Here is a 20,180-nt window from a genome sequence, read left to right as displayed (position 1 = left end):
TAGAGACAGCTGCAAGTTGCATACCATCCACCGGAACCCCCTGTACGTCTTGCAGAGCGACGGTCTGGACGGCTTGCGCTGTCGGCATTGAGACGCGCTTTGGACGCTTTGAACGGATTGCGACAATCGATGACCTCACATCTCAATCGTCCAGAAGCGGCAGCACTTCGTCGACGATGTCCGCGAGAATGTGCTTCGCATCATCGAAATTCGCGCTCGTCGGTACGATCACCACGCCGTCGACGGGCGACGCGGCGGCGCGATCCGCGGAGCCCGACGCCACGGCATCCGCAGCCATTGCGAGGCGGCCACGGCTCAACAGTTCGACCGTCGCGAGCACGAATTGACGGATCAGCGCGCGGCCGTCTTCGTCGGTCGGGTTGTCGAACAGGCACAAGGCGCCCATACGCAGCTTCATCGTGACGGCCCTTCCCGCGTCAGTTGTCGTCGGCCAGCACTTCGAGCGCGACGAGTTGTTCGTACAACGCCCGGCGTCGATGCCAGTTCGCGTCGCCCATGAGGCGCGCATCCGCGCCCTCGAACGCGGCGAGCGCCTCGGTGTCGCTGAAGTACACGATGCACGCGCCCCGCGCGGCGAGCGCCGCGGTGGCCGCGTCTCGCAGCTCGACGGGCTCGGGCCGGCACATGCCCCGGCCGAGCAGATAATCGGCCCGATAGAGCGTGGTATCCCATCCGTGCGCATCACCGAGCGCGCACAGCGCGGGAAATTGCGCGCGCGTGCCGGCATCCGGCTCGCGGCCGTCGAACTCGAGCAGCTCGCGGGCGGTCAGCGTGTCGTGGATTTCCTCCGCGGCGAGCGGGTCCGATGCCGCCACCTTGCGCATGAAGTCGGCTTCATCGTAGGCGAACCAGGCAAGCGGCCGGGCGCCCTCCGGCGTTTCGATCACGTAAATCACGAAGCTGCTCCCCGCGTTGCGCGCCCGCTCAAACCACGTATCGCCGCGCCGAAAAAATCCGCCCCGAACCGGCGGCGGCAAAAGCTCGCGTGGCAAAACCGGCCACACGGTGATCGCCGCCCCCGCTGTCAGGGCGGCATGCCCCCTCGTAATAATCTGCCCAGTCGATCTTCCGCGAAGCCTGAAGCCTCCGAACCGGCGTGTCACTCGATCCCTTCGGCCGCAGTCTTCGCCCAGACGGCAAGACGAATACGCTGCGCGATGCCGGCGGGGCTCGCGTCGAAATCCCGCTGAGCGGCCGACATCGCACCCTGCGCGATCGCGGCTTCCTCGTGCGTGAGCGGCACGCGCCCCGCGACATGCGTCGCGCCCGGCACCGCTCGCACGATAGCCTGACGGTTCGGGTGCTCGAGCAACGGCACGAGATGATCCGCCTCGCGCACGCCGGCAAGGCAGAGCCAGCCGTCGATCACCTCGACCTTGCGGCCGTCTTCGGTCGTCTTGACGAGCACCCGATCCGTCATCGCGGCCTCCTTCTCAGCGGATGATGTCGTAGCTGTAGTCGGTCTTCGCGGGCACGATGGTGTTCGCATCGAGCGTTTCGAAGAACTCGTCGAGCAGCATCACGAGCAGCCGCAGCGCGCCGGCATAGCCCCAGGTCGGATAGCGGTGGTAGTGGTGACGATCGAAGATCGGGAATACCAGGCGGATAAGCGGTGTCTTGGTGTCGCGCTCGAGGTACTTGCCGTACGTGTTGCCGATCAGGAAGTCCACCGGCTCCGTGAAGAGCAGCGAGCGCATGTGCCACAGATCGCGCTTCGGGTACACCTTGCAGCCGGCGCCATACGGCGAGGCATCGAACAGCGCTTGCACCTTCGCCGCCCAATCCTCGTTACCATTGGTCGCGAGCACGTGTGCGGGCTCCGCGCCGAGCTCGAGCAGAAACTGCGTGTAGCCGAGCATCTGGTCCGGGTCGCCGTACAACGCGTAGCGCTTGCCGTGCAGGTGGGCCTGACTGTCGGCCATCGCGTCGACGAGCTGGCCGCGCTCCTTCTCGAGCTCGGCCGGAATCGGCTTGCCGGTCACGCGCGAGATTTCCATCAGGAAGTGGTCCGTGCCGGCGACGCCGGTCGGCGCGTTCAGCACGACGACTTCCTGGCCATGTTCGGCGATGAACTTGCTGGTCTTCTCGCAGCAATACCCCTGGAACACGAAAGTCGCCTTCGCGTGGAGCGCGGCTTCGACCTCTTCCTTCGTCGTGCCGCCCTCGTACATCCGAAACTCGCCGTCAGTCGGCGTATTCCACGTTTCGGACGGATCGCAGATGACGTTGACCTTCACGCCGAACAGGTCGAAGATCCGGCGGATTTCGGCCATGTTGCCGACAACGAAGCCGTCGAAGCCGCCGATGAAGTTCACGCTGTCGTTGGGCTCGCGCACGAGCGGTGCGGTCGTGCCGGCCTTGCCGTCCCAGAAGTGCTTCAGGATGCCGAGCAGCGCGTTGTCGTAGCCGGTGACGTGGCTGCCGACGAATGCCGGCGTATGAGCGAACGGCACGTCGTACTCTTCCGGCACGCTGCCCTTTTGCTTGCTGTTCTTGATGAACGCGTCGAGGTCGTCACCAATCACTTCGGCCATGCAGGTCGTCGACACCGCGATCATCTCGGGCTTGTACAGGTTGTACGCATTCGCGAGCCCGTCGATCATGTTGTTCAGCCCGCCGAACACGGCTGCATCCTCGGTCATCGACGAGCTCACACACGACGTGGGCTCCTTGAAGTGACGCGAGAAGTGCGACCGGTAGTAAGCGACGCAGCCCTGCGAGCCGTGTACGAACGAAAGCGTCTTGTGAAAACCGTTCGCGACGTACACCGCGCCAAGCGGCTGGCACGCCTTCGCGGGGTTCACCGTCAGCGAATCGCGAGCGAAGTTCTTCTGTTTGTAGTCCTCGGTTTTCGTCCATTCGACGATCTGCTTGACCGTCTCGTCGGGATGGTTGAACTCGAAGTTCTCTTTCTTGGAGCGAAAGATTTCCTGATACTCGGGCTCGCGAAACAGCAGCTCGTGATCGAGAATCTTGTCGGCGGATTGTGGCATGACTTACTCCTGTTTCGATAAACCTGTGGGCCGGCGGCCGGCACTGCGATCATCGACCGCTGGCCGCCGGCATGCTGCGCAATGCCGAACGTCGTACTCAGGCAACCTTCTTCCACGGTGCCTTGGCGAGGCCCCAGACAGGGCTCGAAATCGCCATGTCCATGTCGCGTGCGAAGATCGCGAAGCCGTCGTAACCGTGGTACGGGCCCGAGTAATCCCAGCTGTGCATCTGGCGGAACGGCACGCCCATCTTCTGGAACACGTACTTTTCCTTGATCCCGGAACCGACGAGGTCCGGTTGCACCTGCTCGACGAATTTCTCGAACTCGTAGCCCGTCACGTCGTCATAAATCAACGTGCCGTCCTTCACGTAGTGCGTCGTGCGCTGGTAGTCGTCGTTGTGACCGAACTCGTAGCCGGTGCCGACCACGTCCATGCCGAGATCCTCGTACGCGCCGATCACGTGGCGCGGGCGCAGGCCGCCCACGAACAGCATCACCTTCTTGCCCTGCAGGCGCGGCTTGAACTTCGCGATCACCGCGTCCATCAGCGGACGGTACTTCGCGATCACCTTCTCGGCGTTCGCCTTGATCGTGTCGTCGAAATGGCTCGCGATTTCGCGCAGGCTCTTCTCGATCATCGTCGGGCCGAAGAAGTTGTATTCGACCCAGGGAATGCCGTACTTTTCTTCCATGTGCCGGCTGATGTAGTTCATCGACCGGTAGCAGTGCAGCACGTTGAGCTTCGCCTTCGGCGTGTTCTCCAGCTCGGCGATCGAGCCGTCGCCCGACCATTGCGCGATCACGCGCAGGCCGATCTCTTCGAGCAGGATGCGGCTCGACCATGCGTCGCCGCCGATGTTGTAGTCGCCGATGATCGCGACGTCATAGGGCGTCGACACAAAATCGGGACGCTTGTTCGGATCGGTCTTGTCGAACACCCAGTCGCGGATCGCATCGTTCGCGAGGTGGTGGCCGAGCGATTGCGACACGCCGCGAAAGCCTTCGCAGCGCACCGGCACGATCGTGTGCCCTTCATATTCCTTGCTCTTCTTCTTCGACACGGCCTCGATGTCGTCGCCGATCAGGCCGATCGGGCACTCGCTCTGGATCGAGATGCCCTTGTTCAGAGGGAACAGCGCCTGAATCTCGTCGATGATCTTGTCGAGCTTCTTGTCGCCGCCGAACACGATGTCCTTTTCCTGGAAGTCGGACGTGAACTGCATCGTGACAAACGTGTCGATGCCCGTGGTGCCGATGTAGTAATTGCGACGCGCGGCCCACGAATACTGGCCGCAGCCCACCGGGCCGTGGCTGATGTGGATCATGTCCTTGATCGGCCCCCAGACGACGCCCTTCGAGCCGGCATATGCGCAGCCGCGGATCGTCATCACGCCGGGCAGCGACTTGATGTTGGATTTCACGCCACAGTCGGGCTTGCCTTCCTCGAAGGTGCCCAAATGCTTGGCGCGCCGCTTGGCCATCTTCTCCGGATAGGCCTTCAGCACTTCGTCGATCAGGGCCTTGTTCGCGGCCTTGCGCTCTTCAACCGTGGCGGTCATGAGTTGCTCCATATGTGAGGAATGTCGTCACCGGCGACCGCCCGGCCGCGCATTGCCCGGCAGGGCGGTCGTGCGGCGCTCGTCAGGCGGTCAGCTCCGCGGCCGTCTTGCCGACTTCGGACTCGTCGACGGTTTTCATGATCCCGTGCTCCATCAGCAGGTCTTCGAGCTGGTCCATCGTGATCGGCGTGGGGATCGTGCCGTTGCCCGCGTTGTTGTGAACCTTGGTCGCGAGCTGGCGATATTCGTTCGCCTGTTTCGAATCCGGGGCGAACTCGATCACCGTCATGCGGCGCAGCTCCGCGTGCTGGACGATGTTGTCGCGCGGCACGAAGTGGATCAGCTTGGTGCCGAGCATGCCCGCGAGCGCTTCCGCGAGCTCGAGCTCCTTGTCCGTCTGGCGCTCGTTGCAAACGAGGCCGCCCAGACGCACGCCGCCGCTGTTCGCGTACTTCAGAATGCCCTTCGAGATGTTGTTGGCCGCGTACATCGCCATCATTTCGCCCGACATCACGATGTAGATTTCCTGCGCCTTGTTTTCGCGAATCGGCATCGCGAAACCGCCGCAAACCACGTCGCCGAGCACGTCGTACGAAACGTAGTCGACGCCGTCATACGCGCCGTTCTCTTCGAGGAAGTTGATCGAGGTGATAACGCCGCGCCCCGCGCAGCCGACGCCCGGCTCCGGGCCACCCGACTCGACGCACCGGATGTCCTTGTAGCCGATCTTCATCACGTCCTCGAGTTCGAGGTCTTCGACCGAGCCGGCTTCCGCCGCGAGCGACAGAATCGTGTCCTGCGCCTTCGAGTGCAGGATCAGGCGCGTGGAGTCGGCCTTCGGGTCGCAGCCGACGATCAGGATCTTCTGGTCGAGTTCTGTGAGTGCCGCGAGCGTGTTCTGCGACGTCGTCGATTTGCCGATGCCGCCTTTACCGTAAAAGGCGATTTGCCGAAGTTGAGCCATTGCGTTCTCCATTAAGGAAAAAGGTTGAAACCAGGGTTGCGAAGCCGCGACCATACGTCAGCCTGCCGTGTCCGTTTTGCCTTTGGTCTTCTTCTGTTGCCGCACGCATCGGCCGGAGATTGTCCGCGCGGGCGGCACTTCTGCAGCTTTCGTGCCAATCGATCCGATAAGCTGACCCGCGGCACGTAACCCCGCGCCACAAAGGGTTTTCGGGCTGGCGCACGGGATCAGCATCCCCACCCGGCACCGTGTCACGTTCCCGACAAACGCTGCGTGCTTCGTCGCAAACGACACGCGACACAGGTTGGGGGCGGGGCACGCTTTGTCGGACATGCCGGGATCTCCAGCGGCTGGGTCGCGCGAGAGCGCGGTTGGTACAGTTGTTGCAAATGCAACGACCATGAACACGCCCGCCCAGTCAGTCGAAGCTCTACAGCCGCAGATACCACCGTTCGCACGCATCGGCGGCGAGGTCGCGGTCACGCGCCTCGTCGAAGCGTTCTATCGTCAGATGGACACACGGCCCGATGCTGCCGGCATTCGCGCGATGCACGGTCCGGATCTCGGGCCCGTCAAGACCGTGCTCATCAAATATCTGTGCGAATGGCTCGGCGGCCCGCAGCGCTATTCCGCCGAGCGCGGGCACCCGCGCCTGCGGATGCGACACGCCGCGTTCCCGATCGGCGTGGCCGAGCGCAATGCGTGGCTCGCATGCATGGGCGCGGCGCTCGACGAAACCGGCGTCGAGCCGGTACTGCGCGACGAGCTCATGCAGGCGTTCTCCAGATTGGCCGATTGGCTGCGCAACACCGGGCGATGACCTTCAGCGCCCACCCTCACCTTTGACGACACCAAGGATTTTTCCATCATGACCGACACGCTCACCCGCAAGACGCTCGACGACACCGCGTTCGCCCGGCTCGAGGCTGAAGGCCGTCTGCTCAACCCCGTTTTCAAGGGGCTCACGAACGTGTTCGGGCGCGTCGGATTCCGCGGCGAGCTGGCGCTGCGTTTTGCGCCGAAACTCGCCGACGAAGCGCGCCCGCCCGAGCTGTCGTGCGACCAGGTGATGTCCGTGGCGACGATCGGCGAGTCGCATCTGCCGTTCTTCGCCGGCTGGCTGTTGAGCTTCGAGCACCTGAAGGACGTTGCCGAAGTGCTCAGCGATACGCTGTCGGCTGGCGGCAAGTACTTCCTGTTCTGCGACAACATCGACCTGAGCAAGCGCTACCAGGTGCCGTACAAGGGCGCGTTGTTCTATGTGCTGCCGATTCTCGAGAGCACGGTCTACAACGAGATGCTCGAGCTGCTCTATCTCGAGAAGAACGAGCTGAAGAAGAAGGACACGGCAGGCAAGCTCGACGCGGTCGCCGACGCCGCAATCAAGTTCGACGTCACGTTCGACACGATCACCTACGCGGAAGGGCTCGAATTGATGGGACCGGTGCGCAATCCGAACGAGAACCGGCCGGTCTGATCCCGTCTGCCACCCCGCTTCGGAGCACGAACATGCCCCTGCCCATTCTCTCTGTTTCCGCCGCGCGAACCGGTGGCGTCCGTCGCGCAGTCGAACACGTAGCCGAACACGCGACACCACACGACGACGTGCGGCACGACACCATGCCGGCCGCGCTCGCCACGTGGCTCGCATGGCACGACTTTCCCGATCTGCACTCGCGCGCCGCAGAGGGGCTGACGCCGCTGATGCTGGCCGCGCTGCAGGGCGAGGACGGCGTGGTCGATGCGCTGCTCGTCGCGGGCGCACGGCTCGACGCGTGCGATGACGCGGGCAACGACGCGCTCTGGCATGCATGCGTCGGCGGCACGCCGGCTCCGATTCTGCGCCTGATCGACGCCGGCATCGACGTCGATCATACGAACGACGAGGACATCACGTGCCTGATGCAGGCCGCTGCAAGCGGGCAGATGGAAGTGATGCAGTTGCTGCTCGCGCACGGCGCGAGCGAAACGCTGGTCGCGCCGGACGGCCGCAGCGCGCTCGACATGGCCGCCGACCGCGGGCTGCAATTACTGCGCGCGGCGCGCCGTCTCGGCACCCGGGGTGCCGGCTCGCCTGCGCGCAGGGCCGCGGCCCGCATCGCCGGCGAGCCGGCCCGGCCAGCACCCGAAGCGGCCGCTCGCCTTCTGGACGAACCCGCATGAGCAAGTTCGCCGTCCCGGCGGCTTGCGCCGAGGCCGATGCCGCGTCGGTCGTGCTCGCCTACCACGAGCGGACCAAGCATCGGTTCGAGCGCTATGCGGCCGGACCGGAGACGCTCGACTGGGACGCGCAGCCCGCACCGTTCCGGCGCTTCGCCGGCGCGCCGGTCACGTCATTGCCGCTTCCCGCCGACACCGACACGACCCGCTGGGACAGCCTGTTTACGCCGGGCGCCGTCGCCCGGCGGCCCGCCTGCGTCGACAGCATCGGCTTGTTGTTCGAGCTGTCGTTCGCGTTGTCGGCATGGAAACGATCCGGTCCGGACCGCTGGGCGCTGCGCTGCAATCCGTCGAGCGGCAATCTTCATCCGACCGAGGTGTATCTGCTCGCGCACGGTGTCGTGGATCTCGACGACGGTCTCTACCATTACGCGCCGCAAGCACACGCGCTCGAGCGGCGCGCTGCACCGTCCGCCCCCCGTGCGTGCCCGCCCTCGGCACGCACGCGCCTGATTGTCGGCTTCAGCTCGATTCACTGGCGCGAAGCGTGGAAATACGGCGAGCGCGCGTTCCGCTACTGCCAGCTCGACATCGGGCATGCGTTGGGTGCGCTGCGCTACGCGGCAGCCGTGCTCGGCTGGCGCATCCGCGAGGTCGCGCCGGGCCATCATGCGATCTCCGCGTGTCTCGGCCTCGACCGCGCCGGCGATTTCGGCGATGCGGAGCGCGAGGAACCGGAAGCGCTGTTCGAATTGCTGCATGACGATGCTGGCCCGTCGTACGACGACGATCCGCTTGCATGGATGTCGAGCGCCGCGTGGCACGGCCGCGCAAACCGGTTAGACGCCCATCCGATGTATCGCTGGCCCGTGATCGACGCCGTCGCGCATGCGTCGCGCCGCACCGCGCCCAACGTGGCCGTGGCGCAGCTGCCTCCCGCCGGTGGCCGGCGGCGCTTACCCGACACCAACGCACGCGCGTCGACGCTCATCCGCGCGCGACGCAGCGCGCAGCATTTCGACCGTCGTGCGCGCCTCGACGCAAAACGGTTCTGGCCGATCGTCGAGGCATTGCTGCCGGGCACCGACGCCGGGCCGGCACCCGTGCCATGGGATATCGCATGCTCGCCGGCCCGCGTGCATCCGGTGTTGTTCGCGCATCGCGTCGACGGCCTCGAGCCCGGCGCGTACCTGCTGCTGCGCGATCCCAGCACCCGTACGGCGCTGCAGGCGGCCTTCGCATCGCTCCCGCTCGAGCCCGTGCACGCGGCACCGCCGGATCTGCCGCTCTATTGCCTTGCGGTCAACCCGGCGCTCGCGGGCACGTTGCGTACGTTGAGCTGCCACCAGGCAATCGGCGCGGACGCGATGTTCGTCGTCGCGCTCGTCGGCGCGTACCGGCCGCACGTCGATCGCGAGCCGCACCAATACCGCGCGCTGCTGCGCGAAGCGGGACACATCGGCCAAGTGCTCTACATGGAGGCCGAGGCGGCCGGCCTGCGCGGCACCGGCATTGGCTGTTACTTCGACGATCCGGTTCATGCGCTCCTCGGGCTGGATGCATCGCCGGAGCCCGGCTGGCAAGTCCTCTATCACTTCAGCGTCGGTCTGCCGCTCGCCGATCCACGCATCGTCAGCGAGCCGCCCTACGGCCCGGCCCGCGAGGAGCGTCCCCAATGAAAGGTCAGCGCGTCTTTCGTCGCGTCACGGTCAACGAGCTCGGAGGATGGCGGCTACACCATCCGGACGCACTCGTGCTCGACGTGCGTGACGCCGACAGCCATGCACGCACTGGCTGGCCGGATGCAGTGCGGCTGTCGCGCGACAACCAGGACGCGTTGCTGCTGCGCACGCCACGCAACCGTCCGATCCTCATCTACTGCTATCACGGCAACGCAAGCCAGACCTGGGCGCGCATGTTCGCCGACTTCGGCTTCACCGAGGTATGCGACCTGATCGGCGGCCATGCCGCATGGGCTGCCAGCGTCGCCGAGGCGAATCCGTCCGGCCGGCCGATCGAGCCTGCCCTCGCCGCGTGGCTCGCGAGCACGGGATTCGCGGGCCCGAACGCGCGCGGCGCGCACGACAACACGCCGTTGATGGTCGCCGCATGGCGCGGCAGGCACGACATCGTCGATGTGCTGCTCGCGCATGGTGTGCCGCTCGATGCGACGAACGCGGACGGCAACAACGCGCTGTGGCTCGCCTGCGTGCATGGCGAGCCGCGCGGAATCGAAACGCTCGCGAAAGCCGGCGTGCCGCTCGACCATATGAACTTCACGGGCGCGACATGCCTGATGTATGCCGCGTCGTCGGGCAAGGCCGACGTCGTACGCACGCTGCTCGCGCTCGGCGCGTCACCCTCGATCCGTTCGCAGGACGATTTCACCGCGCTCGACATGGCCGCGACGCCGGAGTGCCTTCAATTGCTGCGCCGATGCGCATAGGAGATGGTCGATGACCCATGTCACGTTCTATGAGAAACCCGGCTGCGGCGGCAACGCGAAGCAAAAAGCGCTGCTCGCGGCGGCCGGCCACACGCTCGAGGTGCGCAACCTGCTGCGCTGGGCGTGGACGCCGAAGGCGCTGTTTGCGTTCCTCGAACCGCTGCCGGTGTCCGAATGGTTCAATCGCGCGGCGCCGGCCGTCAAGTCGGGGCGGCTCATTCCCGAGTTGCTCACCGCCCACGATGCGCTGGCGCGGCTGCTCGCCGAGCCACTGCTGATCCGCCGCCCGCTGATGGAGGCCGACGGCGCGCGGATGGTCGGCTTCGACATCGATCGCGTGCATGCTTGGATCGGGCTCGACGCGCAGACTACGGCAGGCATATCCGGCCCGATGGAAGGCTGCGCTGCCGCGATGGACGGCTGCGCCGCTACGGCTGCCTGAACGGAGACCCAGACGATGCCGCTCCACGACTACGTATGCCGCGACTGCAGCCAGCATTTCGAAGCGCTCGTGCGCTCGGGCGCGACCGCGGTCTGCCCGCACTGCGGCAGCACCTCGCTCGAGAAACAGGTCAGCGCGCCCGCACCGCCGGGGCGCAGCAAGGCGATTGTCGCGGCCGCCCGCCGGCAGGCGGCGCGGGAAGGACATATGAGTAATTTCTCGGCGGCCGAGCGCACAAAGCTGCTGAAATAAGGAGCGATCCGGCCGGCCCGCCGTCATCAATCGGTCAATCCGGTCACTGCCGTCAATCCGTCATCCGGAACAGCGCACCATGGCTTTGCCGATGCACGCGCAACCACAGCAGCGTGGCCGGCACCAGCGACTCGCAGCCGAACCAGAGCGCTTCGTCGAGCGCATCGGACGGCGCGAGCGCGAGCCGTTCGCACATCAGCCGCCATCCGTCCCAATCGATTTCGCGCATCGCGTCGCGCATTGCCGGCGCGAGGCCGGCCGCCGCATTGGCGATCCGCCGCAACTGATCCGTCACCTCGGCACGCGTGAGCCGCGAGCGCAGCAATTCCTCGCGTTCCAGCCCCTCGACGATCGTGGCCACGGCCAGGCCCGCGCCCTCGATGATCGCGAGCCGCGCGCTCGTGTCGATCCTCACGCCGTCGCTCATGCCGGCGCTCCGCCGTGGACATGCGCATCGGATTCCAGCAGGCGCGCATTCAGCTCGAGCGCGAACTCGCGCCAGGCCGCGGCGAGATCGGCCGCGATCGCGCGCTGCAATGCTTCGTCGGGCCGATGCTCGTCCGGAAAGTTCGACAGCGCACACGACGTGCCGTTGAACGCCAGCGCCGCATCGATCAATTCGCGGTTCCAGCCGTCGAACGCCGCGAGCAGCACGCGCGTCAGCGGATGCCGGCCGGCCTCGGGCGCCCCCGCGTCCACCGCGCACAACGATGGCAGCAGCGCATCGAGCGCGACGAGCGCGTGGCTGTAGACCTGCTCGACCGTCGCGAGCAACGCATGCTGCGTCAGTTGTTCGACGCGCTGGCCCGACAACAGTCGTGTCACGTGCCTGCGGTAATGCTCCGGCGCATCGGCCCGGCACACCGCTGCGACCTGCTTGAAACGGGCCAGCGCGTCTTCCCGCGTCGCAGGCTCGATGTTCGCGCCACCCTTGTCCTGCACCGGCGGCGCGAGCAAACGGGCGATGCGCGCCGCCGCTTCCAGTGCGCCTTCCATGTGGCCGGCGCCATGCGCCGCCGTCTCGCTGCCGCCGAAATGGAGCCGGCCGGACCACCATGTGCGCCGCAGCGCCGGATCGGCCTGCGGTGCCGCACCCCGCTCGGCCCAATCGGCGTCGCTGCAGGTCCACGGCTCGGCCGCCCAGTCGAATAGATGCAATGTACCGTCCTGCGCGTCGCGGCCGTAGAGCTGTGCAAGCTGGCTCTCGACGAGCAGCGTCATCCCTTTCGCAAACTGCACGCGCTGCGCCGCGTCAAGTGCGACGAAGCCGCCAAGCGCACCCGCGCTCATGTCCGGGTCGCTCGCGTCGAACACTTCGCCGAGCGCCGCTTGCGGATGCCGGACGAACGCGTTGCCCGAATGCCCCGCCGTGCGCCAGAACGGCGTAGCGTACGTCGTCAGCGCCTTCGCCTCCGCGGCCATCCAGGTCGGCGTAGCCTCGAGCGCGCCGGCCAACCCGTCCGGCAGCGGAGGATCGAACACGAGCCGTTCGCGCACGAGGCGCGGCGGCAGCGCAAGCACGATCTTCCGCGCACGCAGCACGCGCGAACCGGCTGCGGCGTCGAAGCGCAGCTCGATCCACGCGCCGCGATCGCGAACGACGCGCAGCGCACTGCCCAGCATCACGCAATCGGCGGGTAATCCGGCCGCCAGTGCATCCACGAGGTGCGCGATGCCGCCGGCAATGCGCCGCGCGCCCGCATGCACCCCACCCGGCTCGTCGCGCCGTTCGGGCTCGCGGTTCGGGTCGGTCAGCCATAGCGCGTCGCCGGGATCGTGCTGCGCGACGCTCGAAAGCCCCAGCTCGGCGACGAGCGCCGCGATGCGTGGTTCCGTATCGGGCCAGAACCACGTCGGGCCGAGATCGAGCATCTGCCCGCTCGTTTCGCAACGACGGCTCAGCATCCGCCCGCCGAGCCGCTCGCGCGCGTCGACGAGTGCGAACGGCACGCCGCGCGCCGCCAGCGTGCGAGCGAGCGCGAGACCGCATAGTCCCGCGCCGACGATCGCCACGTCGACGACCGCATCCTCGAGGGGCGTCATGACGGCCTTAGCCTTATACGAAGCTCAACAGCTCGACGGTGACGGGCTCCTCGCCGAGCACCGCCTGACACGCGAGGCGCGACTTCGAGCCGACGCCGACGATCGTGTCGAGCTTCTCGTTCTCGGAACGCTGGATTTTGGAAAGGCTCTTACGGCCCTCTTGGACGAACAGGTGGCACGATCCGCATTCGGCCTTGCCGTCGCACTTGTGCGCGATCGACTCGCCCGTGCCGAGCAGCGCCTGCAATAGCGTGGCGCCCGCGGCAACATCGTAGGTTTTGCCGGAAGGAACAACAGTCAGTTTGGTCATGATGAAGTGCTCAGGGGACGTTAAAACCAAAGAAAACCGAGAAAACAAACAACGAAAAACCACGCGCGGCGACGCGCTCGGGCCACGCCTGCCGCGCCTGCGGGTGTCGCGCAGCCGGCCGTCAGGCGGCCAACGCGGGACGCAACGTGCTCGTCAGTTCCGCTGCGAACACGTCGAGCGGCATCGCAATCCGCTCGATGCACTGCTCGTCGAGAAAACGCGCCTCCATCCGCGTCGGCTCGTTGGGCAGGATCGCCCAATGCGTTTCGGACGAACGCTTCATGATCTGGCGCGCGAAGGCCCGCGTGAGCTGGTCGTCGAACCGGCAGCCGACGAACAGGAAGCTGCGGCCGCTGCGCCATGCCTGCACCGCGGGCGGGATCGGCGTCTGGATGTCGATTTCGGTCAGCACTTCGACGTAATCGCTGTCGGATACGAGGTAGTTCGAGGCGGGCGCATGCGAGCCGATCGGCTTGTAGAGCAGCGCGCCGGCGCTCGGCACCTCGGGCAACGGCGCGCCGTGCGCATCGTAGCCGCCGAACCACTGGCCGAAATGCTGGGACTGCGACAGCCCCTGCACCTGCGCCCAGCCGTTCGGCCGCATGCGCGCGAGCGCCGTCGCGAACGTGTCGTCGTACCACGTGTCGACGTAAAGTCCCGCGCCGCTCGCAGCAAGCGCGAGATGCAGCGCCGACGGCGCCGGCGACGTCGCGAACGCGTCGTCCATCAGGCCGACGACCGACTTGCGATGCTTGAAGTTCTCGATGAACTGCGCGGCCTGCGTGAGCCGGTGGCGGATCTTGTGCGGCACACTGACCTTCGCCGTCATGATCGCGGCGAGCGCTTCCGGTGTGGCCGGCACGCGCACGTCGTCGCACAGCGCGAGCAGGCCCGGGCCGAGATACGGAATGACGCTGCCCGCGTCGATCTGGCGGGCGATATGTTCGACTTCAACCGAAGCGCTCATGAAAGGGAATCCTCACAAATAGATCGCGGCGCCCGCGCCGACGTTCGTCGCGGTGTCCTTCAGGGTCTTGACGATGAATTTGACGTGGTCGGCGTCGAGCTGCGTGTGCAGCGGCAGCGCGAGCGCGCGGTCGCCAATGCGCTCGGTGTCCGGCAGCACACCGCGCTTGCGGCCGATCGATTCGCCCGCCTGCATGTAGTGGAACTGCTCGTGCAGCGGATGGCTGTATGCGGCAGTCTCGATCCCGCACGACTTCATATCGTCGATCATCTGCGCGCGCGCGCTTTGCGTGAAGCGCTTGCCGAGATGCACGACGTACAGCATCCAGTGAACTTCGTCGATGTTCTCGGCGATGTACGGCGGCTTGATGCCTTCGAACGACTGCATCTGTTCGTGGTACCAGGCCTCGACCTGCTTACGCCGCTCCAGACGTTCGTCGAGGCTCGCGAGCTGCGCGAGGCCGAGCGCCGCCGTCAACTCGCTCATGCCGGCCTGCAGCGGCACGCGCGAGCCGACCGACACCGAGCCGCGATCCGCAACGCGCCGCGCACGCAGATAGCGCAGTTCGTGCGCGAGCGTGTCGTCGTCGGTGACGAGCATGCCGCCCTCGCCGGCGCACAGCGCGGACGGTTCGGAGAAGTCGAAGATCGCGACGTCGCCGAACGCGCCCACGGTGCGGCCCCGGTAGCGCGAGCCGAGCGCCTCCGTGCTGTCCTCGATGAGCACGAGCCTATGCGCGTCGGCCAGTTCGCGCAGCGGCCCCCATGCGGCCGGATGGCCGTTCGTGTTGCCCGCGAGGATCGCCCGCGTGCGCGGGCCGGTCTTCAGCGCCGCCTTGTCGACGCTCAGGCAGCCGCTCCAGTAATCGATGTCCGCGAACACCGGCGTCGCACCCGCGATCGTGATCGCCTGCGCGACCTGATGCCAGGTGTGCGATGCGCAGATCACCTCGTCGCCGGGGCCAATGCCGAGCGCGCGCAACGTAATCCATGCGCCGAGCGTGCCGCTCGCGACCGCGATCGCATGCGCGCGGCCCGCCCAGCCCGCGAATGCGCGCTCGAACGATTCGCGCATCGGCCCGTCGGTCCAGCGCGCCGATTGCAGCACCGCCGTCACCAGCTCGATTTCCTGCCCGCCGCATGCCGGTTCGGCGAGCGCAATCTCGTCAAGCTCCATACAGCCCCCCGTCCTCGGTCAGGATCAGCGCGTTCGCTTCGTCCGCGTGTGGCGTGATCGACAGGCACATACCGGCCGTCCGCACGAAGTAGACGGCGCGCGCGCCGACGCGCAACGCCGGCGTCTCGCCGCACATGTCAGCCGCACTCAGCTGCATCGTCCGCACGTCGGGATAACGCTCGCGCCAACGATGCGCCGCGTCGTGCAGCGTCGACGCCGAGCCGATCACCTCGGCCACGGCCTGGACCTGTTCGGCGGTCAGTGCCATATCATTCCTCCGCGGCCGCGATCCGCCGCGCCTCGACCGTCACGGGCAGCGTCGTGCCGGCATCCATCTCGGGCAGCTCGAGCTGCCAGCCGTTCGCAAGCGTGACGAGCCCGCCCCACATTTCTGGCCGAGCCATCGACACGATCGGCTCCTCGAGATCCTTCTTCGGCACGTAGGCGCTCAGCGCCCCTTTGCTGTCTTTGCGGATCATCACTTTCACGGTCAGGCTCCGATAATTTCCAGGTTCACATCGTTGGTTCGGCCGATTCCGCCGATTCCGCCAGCAGCGGCAGCAGCAGCGGCGGCAACGCGGCGAGCAGGTAGTCGACATCGCGCGCCGTCGTGTCCGCGCCGAGCGAGAAACGAACCGCGCACAACGCCTCGTCGGGCGCGACGCCCATCGCGGTCAGCACGTGCGACGGCTCGCTGCCGCCTGACGAGCATGCCGAGCCGGACGACGCGGACACGCCGATCTGCTCGCAGCGCTGCAACACGGTCTCGGCTTCCAGCCGGCCGATGCGCAGGTAGCTCGTCCCCGCCAGGCGCGGCGCGCTCGCGCCGTACACGTGCACGTCGGGCAGCGCGCGGCGCAGCCCCTCCTCCAGCGCGTCGCGCAGCGCGCCGACGCGCGCGGCTTCGACCGCGGCGTCGGGCAACCGGTCGAGCGCGGCGGCAAAGCCTGCGATCGCCGGCAGGTTCTCGGTGCCGCCGCGGCGATGCCGTTCCTGGCTGCCGAGAAACTGCGCCGCAATCGGCACACCGTCGCGCACGATCAGCGCGCCGATCCCCTTCGGGCCGCGCAGCTTGTGCGCCGACAGCGACACGGCGTCGGCGCCGAGCGCCGAAAAATCGAACGGCTGCTTGCCGACGAACTGCGTCGCATCGACGTGCAGGCGCGCGCCTGCCGCATGCGCGAGCGCGCGCAGTTCGGCGACAGGCATCAGCACACCGGTCTCGTTGTTCGCGGCCATCACCGATACGAGCGCGACGTCGGGGCCGATCACGCGGGCCGCATCGTCGAGATCGAGCGTGCCGTCGGCGCGCACCGCGATGAAATCGACCGGATGGCCCTGCGCGGCGAGCGAGCGCGCAAGCTTCAGATGCGCCGCATGCTCGACCGCGCCGAACACGAGACGCGGCCGTCCCGCCGCCTGCGCGGACAGGCCGAGCACGGCGAGATGGTTCGCCTCGGTCGCGCCGCTCGTGAAGATCAGTTCCTTCGGCTTGCAGCCGAGCGCTGCCGCGATCGTGGCGCGCGCGGCAGCCAGCGCACGTTTCGCCTGCTGACCGACCGAATGCTGCGACGACGCATTCGCCCACACGTCGGTCATCACGGCGAGCATCGCTTCGACGGCCGCTGGTGCGGGCGGGGTCGTGGCGTTGTGATCGAGATAGATCATCGGGGGCTCCTTCGCCGCACGCGCGTCATCGCCAGAACACGCGATCGGCATCGACGCACAGCGTGTCGAGCAACGCGTCGAGATCCGGACTTTCCTGCCACCAGGTCCACCGGCCCGCATCGTGATCGCGTGCGTACAAGGACCAGAGGCCCGCCGCGCCGCACACGAGCCGCGCGATATCGATCACGCCGCCCTTCGGATCCACGTTGCGCGAGCAGCACGGGCTTTCGATCCGGAAGCCGTCGCCGTCGGGCAGCACGCGCGGGCTGACGTAGCGGTATCTCACGCGCTCGCGCAACGCCCACTCGATCCTGCGCAGCGTAAGGTCGACGACGACCGAGCCGGCTGCGCAAGCGGCCGATTCCGGCTGCTTGCACGCGATCATCGCGCCGCCTCCTCGTCATGCTCCGGGAGCAGTCCGGCCGGCGCGGGTGCGATCTCGTCCTCGGTGCAGCCGATCACCTGCCGGCCGAACTCGACCAGGTAGACCGGCTCGCCCGTCTCGACGATCTGCCCGACATTGACGATCTCGCCGAGCGCACCGGCGTCGACGAGCCGTTCTCCCGGCTCGTGGTCCGGATAGCTGCCGTCGTTGAACAGATCGTCCAGCGCGACCACGCGCATGCCCCACGCGTACTCGGGTTCCCGCATCGGCTCCATCGTGCTCACGATGCCGCCTCCTGTTCGTCGCCGCGGCCGAGCGCGCCGAGCCGGTCCGCACGCTTGCCGAGCTTGTCGAGCACGTCGTCGGGCAGGTTGTCGAGCGTGCACAGCTCCTTCGCCCGCATGCCGACCCGATGCCCGGTCTCGACGAAATCGACCGCGTAGATGTAGAACTGCTGAAGAAACGTGTTGATGCTCGTCACGTAGCCGATGTCGCCCTTGTTGACGAGCACATCGCCGATATCCTTGCCCGTGTACGTCCCGTCGTTGCGGATCACCGAGCGCGCGATCACCCGTTCGCCGAACGAAAAGCGCGGCGGAAAAGAGACCTCGATCACGTCGTCGTCGCGGTTGATGTCACCCATGGTCGGCTCCTCTATCGAGTTCAAGCGGTTGCGACGGATCGCTCGATCGCAGCCGCTGGCCGGCGAGCGCGCGCACTTCGTCGTCCGCGTCGTCGAGCAGCAGCACGGCGATCCCGGGCGGCGCGCGGCGCGCAACCTCCCAGCGCACACGCCAATCCGTGTCGGCAAGCATGCGATCGAGCAGCGCCGGCGGCAGCCGCCCGGCGACGAGCCGGCGTACCTCGGCGTCGGCGTCGTCGGCCATCCGCAGCAGCGCGGGCATGTCGATCCGCTCGGCGACGCGCATCCGTACGCAGCGATCCGCGTCGTGCATCATCACCGGCAGCAGCGCGGCGACCAGGCGTCGCGCGACCCATTCGCGCACACCGTAGTCCGGGTCGTTCCGCATGCTGGCGAGCGCGGCCGGTTCGAGGCGCTGCGCGACCCGGATCCGCACCTCTCGATGCGGATCGTCGACGAGCCGGGACAAATAGGCTTGCGGCAAACGCAACGCGATCTGCAGACGCACCGTCTCGTCAGGATCGTCGATCAGCGCCGGCAGCCGGAACACGTCGGCATGGCGCGCCGCGATCGCACGCACCTCGAAATACGGATGCGCAAGCTGCTCATTGCCCAGTGCCGGGTACCAGTGGAAGAACCGGTCGATGCGGCGCGCGTAGGCATCCTGCATGCACGCATGACCCGGCTCGCAGCCGTCGCTCTCCCCCGTCGCGCGCAGATGCACGTACGGGCAGCTCATGCAGTCGATCGGCCCGCCCTGCCAATGCAGCGCAGGAATGTCGCATACGGGCGAGCGCGCCGCACCGGGCCGGCTCATCGCCTCACCTCCGCCTGCTCCCCCCAGCCGCGCGCCGGATGCGCGCGCTGCAGTTCGTCTTCGTCGGCGAGATCCGTGCTCCGCTCGTGACGCATCAGCACGTGCATCAGTAACGCGCCGCCGATCTGGTCGTCCGGATCGAGGTGCCGCAGTTCGTTCAGCTGCACGCGCGCGGCGTCCGCGTCGCCGAGCCGCAGATTCAGATACGCGAGCCCCTTCAGCACGAACAGATAGATGCGCACCGCCACGTCGTCGCGAACCGCGTCGCTGCCCGGCGGCACGTCCCCGAAACGCGGGCCGAGGGCCGAGCGCGCGACCGCGCGCGCCGCTTCGCCGACGGCGCGCCTGCGCGAGCCGATGACCGTAGAAATGAAAGCGGTACAGCGCGATCAGCGGCGCCGGATGCGTGGGCGCCGCGGCGCGTGCGCGTTCAAGCAGCGCGCGCGCGTCGTCGGGGCGATCCCGCAGCCGGCCGGCCGCCTCGATCCACGCGGCGACGTCGTTCGGCAAGCCGGCGCCCAGCGCCGAACTGCCAAAGTCGGCAAGGGCGTCGTCGAGCGCGCTGGATTCGGCGAACATGGCCGGCTCCGATCCGTCACGAAGGGCGCGACAGCTGCGGCGGCCGGCCGCGCCCGATCGCATCGATGCCGATCTTCGCGACACCGGGCGTGGCCGGCTCGGCGCTGCTGCACGCACACGGCGCGTGGTTCGGGTTGGTGAACGAGAGGCCCGACTGCGTCGGCGTGTCGATGAAATCGATCGTCACGCCGTCGAGGAGGATGCGGCTCTCCGCCGCCAGGAACAGGCGCAAGCCGTCGACCTCCAGCACCTGCTCTTCGGGCCCGGGGGCCGCCTCGGCGCTGAACTCCGCGTTGTAGCCCGAGCAGCCTCCCGCGCTGACGACAAGACGAAAGCCCGCGCCGGCGGGCAGCCCCGAGAAGCGGACGATGCGGCGCATGAACTTGTCGGCCGCGCTGGTGATGGTCACATTAGGCAGCATGATCCCGATTCCCTCCTTGTAATTGAACCGCACGCTTAGTTCGTGCGGCTGAATGCGATGCTGATCCGCGCTCAGGCCTGGACGATGCAGCCGTCGACCGGACACACGGCAACGCACTGCGGCGCGTCGAAATGCCCTTCGCATTCGGTGCACTTCTTCGGGTCGATGACGAACACGCCGCCCTTCTCGCTGATCGCGACGTTCGGACACTCCGGCTCGCACGCGGAACAGCCGGTGCAGGTCGAAGCGATAATCTTCAGGGCCATCTTGATGCTCCTTGTGGGGTTGATATCTGATCGGCGCCGCCCCGTCAGGCACGGCGCCGTCCGGCG

The 20,180-nt window shown here is 67.1% G+C and carries 28 protein-coding genes; 7 read left to right on the top strand and 21 right to left on the bottom strand.

Features of this window, described 5'->3' with window-relative positions:
* Nucleotides 1–142: 142 nt before the first annotated feature.
* The 6 genes from U0034_RS27595 to nifH form a co-directional block, all read right to left on the bottom strand.
* Nucleotides 143–418 carry a hypothetical protein gene (locus U0034_RS27595; protein ID WP_085227524.1) on the bottom strand — a complete coding sequence of 92 codons (276 nt, stop codon included), beginning with the start codon at nt 416–418 and terminating at the stop codon, nt 143–145.
* A gap of 19 nt (nt 419–437) precedes the next feature.
* Complete coding sequence (locus U0034_RS27590; RefSeq protein ID WP_085227691.1) at nt 438–917, bottom strand: hypothetical protein; 480 nt, start codon at nt 915–917, stop codon at nt 438–440.
* 203 nt (nt 918–1,120) lie between these two features.
* Nucleotides 1,121–1,441 (bottom strand): hypothetical protein, encoded by a 321-nt coding sequence (locus tag U0034_RS27585; RefSeq protein WP_085227525.1) that lies wholly within the window; start codon nt 1,439–1,441, stop codon nt 1,121–1,123.
* A 13-nt stretch (nt 1,442–1,454) separates the two neighbouring features.
* On the bottom strand, nt 1,455–3,014 hold the full coding sequence (gene nifK, locus U0034_RS27580) for a nitrogenase molybdenum-iron protein subunit beta (RefSeq protein ID WP_085227526.1): 1,560 nt from the start codon (nt 3,012–3,014) through the stop codon (nt 1,455–1,457).
* 97 nt (nt 3,015–3,111) lie between these two features.
* Nucleotides 3,112–4,575 carry a nitrogenase molybdenum-iron protein alpha chain gene (gene nifD, locus U0034_RS27575; protein ID WP_085227692.1) on the bottom strand — a complete coding sequence of 488 codons (1,464 nt, stop codon included), beginning with the start codon at nt 4,573–4,575 and terminating at the stop codon, nt 3,112–3,114.
* Nucleotides 4,576–4,657: 82 nt separating this feature from the next.
* Nucleotides 4,658–5,539 (bottom strand): nitrogenase iron protein, encoded by an 882-nt coding sequence (nifH, locus tag U0034_RS27570; RefSeq protein WP_085227693.1) that lies wholly within the window; start codon nt 5,537–5,539, stop codon nt 4,658–4,660.
* A gap of 400 nt (nt 5,540–5,939) precedes the next feature.
* On the opposite strand from nifH, the gene U0034_RS27565 reads away from it, so the two are divergent.
* Genes U0034_RS27565 through U0034_RS27535 form a run of 7 tightly spaced genes read left to right on the top strand, consistent with a single transcriptional unit; the run spans nt 5,940 to nt 10,839 of the window.
* Complete coding sequence (locus U0034_RS27565; protein WP_085227527.1) at nt 5,940–6,359, top strand: group II truncated hemoglobin; 420 nt, start codon at nt 5,940–5,942, stop codon at nt 6,357–6,359.
* 48 nt (nt 6,360–6,407) lie between these two features.
* The gene (locus tag U0034_RS27560) at nt 6,408–7,016 is read left to right on the top strand and encodes a hypothetical protein (RefSeq protein WP_085227528.1); all 609 of its coding nucleotides are present in this window, start codon (nt 6,408–6,410) and stop codon (nt 7,014–7,016) included.
* A gap of 32 nt (nt 7,017–7,048) precedes the next feature.
* Nucleotides 7,049–7,702 (top strand): ankyrin repeat domain-containing protein, encoded by a 654-nt coding sequence (locus U0034_RS27555; RefSeq protein ID WP_386092489.1) that lies wholly within the window; start codon nt 7,049–7,051, stop codon nt 7,700–7,702.
* Nucleotides 7,699–9,378, top strand: a complete 1,680-nt coding sequence (locus tag U0034_RS27550; RefSeq protein WP_085227529.1) for a nitroreductase family protein — start codon at nt 7,699–7,701, stop codon at nt 9,376–9,378. Before U0034_RS27555 ends, U0034_RS27550 begins: the two co-directional genes overlap by 4 nt.
* Nucleotides 9,375–10,145, top strand: a complete 771-nt coding sequence (locus U0034_RS27545) for an ankyrin repeat domain-containing protein (protein ID WP_085227530.1) — start codon at nt 9,375–9,377, stop codon at nt 10,143–10,145. The genes U0034_RS27550 and U0034_RS27545 overlap by 4 nt, the downstream gene beginning before the upstream one ends.
* Before the next feature lie 10 nt (nt 10,146–10,155).
* Nucleotides 10,156–10,587, top strand: a complete 432-nt coding sequence (locus tag U0034_RS27540; RefSeq protein WP_085227531.1) for a thioredoxin domain-containing protein — start codon at nt 10,156–10,158, stop codon at nt 10,585–10,587.
* A 15-nt stretch (nt 10,588–10,602) separates the two neighbouring features.
* Nucleotides 10,603–10,839, top strand: coding sequence for an FmdB family zinc ribbon protein (locus U0034_RS27535; protein ID WP_085227532.1), 237 nt, complete (start codon nt 10,603–10,605; stop codon nt 10,837–10,839).
* Between the two features lie 52 nt (nt 10,840–10,891).
* Here the strand turns inward: U0034_RS27535 and U0034_RS27530 are convergent, their stop codons facing one another.
* The 15 genes from U0034_RS27530 to U0034_RS27460 form a co-directional block, all read right to left on the bottom strand.
* Entirely contained in the window at nt 10,892–11,266 is a 375-nt protein-coding gene (locus tag U0034_RS27530) for a hypothetical protein (RefSeq protein WP_085227533.1), read from the bottom strand.
* On the bottom strand, nt 11,263–12,882 hold the full coding sequence (locus U0034_RS27525; RefSeq protein ID WP_085227534.1) for a flavin monoamine oxidase family protein: 1,620 nt from the start codon (nt 12,880–12,882) through the stop codon (nt 11,263–11,265). Before U0034_RS27525 ends, U0034_RS27530 begins: the two co-directional genes overlap by 4 nt.
* A 13-nt stretch (nt 12,883–12,895) precedes the next feature.
* Nucleotides 12,896–13,192, bottom strand: coding sequence for a 2Fe-2S iron-sulfur cluster-binding protein (locus U0034_RS27520; RefSeq protein WP_085227535.1), 297 nt, complete (start codon nt 13,190–13,192; stop codon nt 12,896–12,898).
* A gap of 121 nt (nt 13,193–13,313) precedes the next feature.
* Nucleotides 13,314–14,159, bottom strand: coding sequence for an SIR2 family NAD-dependent protein deacylase (locus tag U0034_RS27515; protein ID WP_085227536.1), 846 nt, complete (start codon nt 14,157–14,159; stop codon nt 13,314–13,316).
* Between the two features lie 12 nt (nt 14,160–14,171).
* A complete protein-coding gene (locus tag U0034_RS27510) occupies nt 14,172–15,335 on the bottom strand; it encodes a DegT/DnrJ/EryC1/StrS family aminotransferase (protein WP_085227537.1) in 1,164 nt (387 codons plus the stop codon).
* Entirely contained in the window at nt 15,325–15,603 is a 279-nt protein-coding gene (locus tag U0034_RS27505; RefSeq protein WP_085227538.1) for a hypothetical protein, read from the bottom strand. The genes U0034_RS27510 and U0034_RS27505 overlap by 11 nt, the downstream gene beginning before the upstream one ends.
* Before the next feature lies 1 nt (nt 15,604).
* On the bottom strand, nt 15,605–15,823 hold the full coding sequence (gene nifT / locus U0034_RS27500; RefSeq protein WP_085227539.1) for a putative nitrogen fixation protein NifT: 219 nt from the start codon (nt 15,821–15,823) through the stop codon (nt 15,605–15,607).
* Between the two features lie 25 nt (nt 15,824–15,848).
* Nucleotides 15,849–17,003: a cysteine desulfurase family protein gene (locus tag U0034_RS27495; protein ID WP_085227695.1), complete on the bottom strand. Its 1,155-nt coding sequence runs from the start codon at nt 17,001–17,003 to the stop codon at nt 15,849–15,851.
* Between the two features lie 25 nt (nt 17,004–17,028).
* The gene (locus tag U0034_RS27490) at nt 17,029–17,388 is read right to left on the bottom strand and encodes a DUF3024 domain-containing protein (protein ID WP_085227540.1); all 360 of its coding nucleotides are present in this window, start codon (nt 17,386–17,388) and stop codon (nt 17,029–17,031) included.
* Nucleotides 17,385–17,663 (bottom strand): nitrogen fixation protein NifZ, encoded by a 279-nt coding sequence (locus U0034_RS27485; protein WP_085227541.1) that lies wholly within the window; start codon nt 17,661–17,663, stop codon nt 17,385–17,387. Before U0034_RS27485 ends, U0034_RS27490 begins: the two co-directional genes overlap by 4 nt.
* Before the next feature lie 5 nt (nt 17,664–17,668).
* Nucleotides 17,669–18,031, bottom strand: coding sequence for a nitrogen fixation protein NifZ (locus tag U0034_RS27480; protein ID WP_085227542.1), 363 nt, complete (start codon nt 18,029–18,031; stop codon nt 17,669–17,671).
* Nucleotides 18,024–18,848, bottom strand: a complete 825-nt coding sequence (locus tag U0034_RS27475; protein ID WP_085227543.1) for a 4Fe4S-binding leucine-rich repeat protein — start codon at nt 18,846–18,848, stop codon at nt 18,024–18,026. Before U0034_RS27475 ends, U0034_RS27480 begins: the two co-directional genes overlap by 8 nt.
* Nucleotides 18,845–19,129, bottom strand: a complete 285-nt coding sequence (locus U0034_RS27470) for a hypothetical protein (RefSeq protein ID WP_233211995.1) — start codon at nt 19,127–19,129, stop codon at nt 18,845–18,847. The genes U0034_RS27475 and U0034_RS27470 overlap by 4 nt, the downstream gene beginning before the upstream one ends.
* Before the next feature lie 314 nt (nt 19,130–19,443).
* Nucleotides 19,444–19,848, bottom strand: coding sequence for a HesB/IscA family protein (locus U0034_RS27465; protein ID WP_085227696.1), 405 nt, complete (start codon nt 19,846–19,848; stop codon nt 19,444–19,446).
* 71 nt (nt 19,849–19,919) lie between these two features.
* Nucleotides 19,920–20,114 carry a 4Fe-4S binding protein gene (locus tag U0034_RS27460; RefSeq protein ID WP_085227544.1) on the bottom strand — a complete coding sequence of 65 codons (195 nt, stop codon included), beginning with the start codon at nt 20,112–20,114 and terminating at the stop codon, nt 19,920–19,922.
* Nucleotides 20,115–20,180 lie beyond the last annotated feature (66 nt).

The organism is Trinickia caryophylli (genome assembly GCF_034424545.1).
Lineage (GTDB): Bacteria > Pseudomonadota > Gammaproteobacteria > Burkholderiales > Burkholderiaceae > Trinickia > Trinickia caryophylli.
The sequence above is the reverse complement of the archived record's forward strand: the minus strand, read 5'-3'. Positions and strand labels throughout refer to the sequence as shown.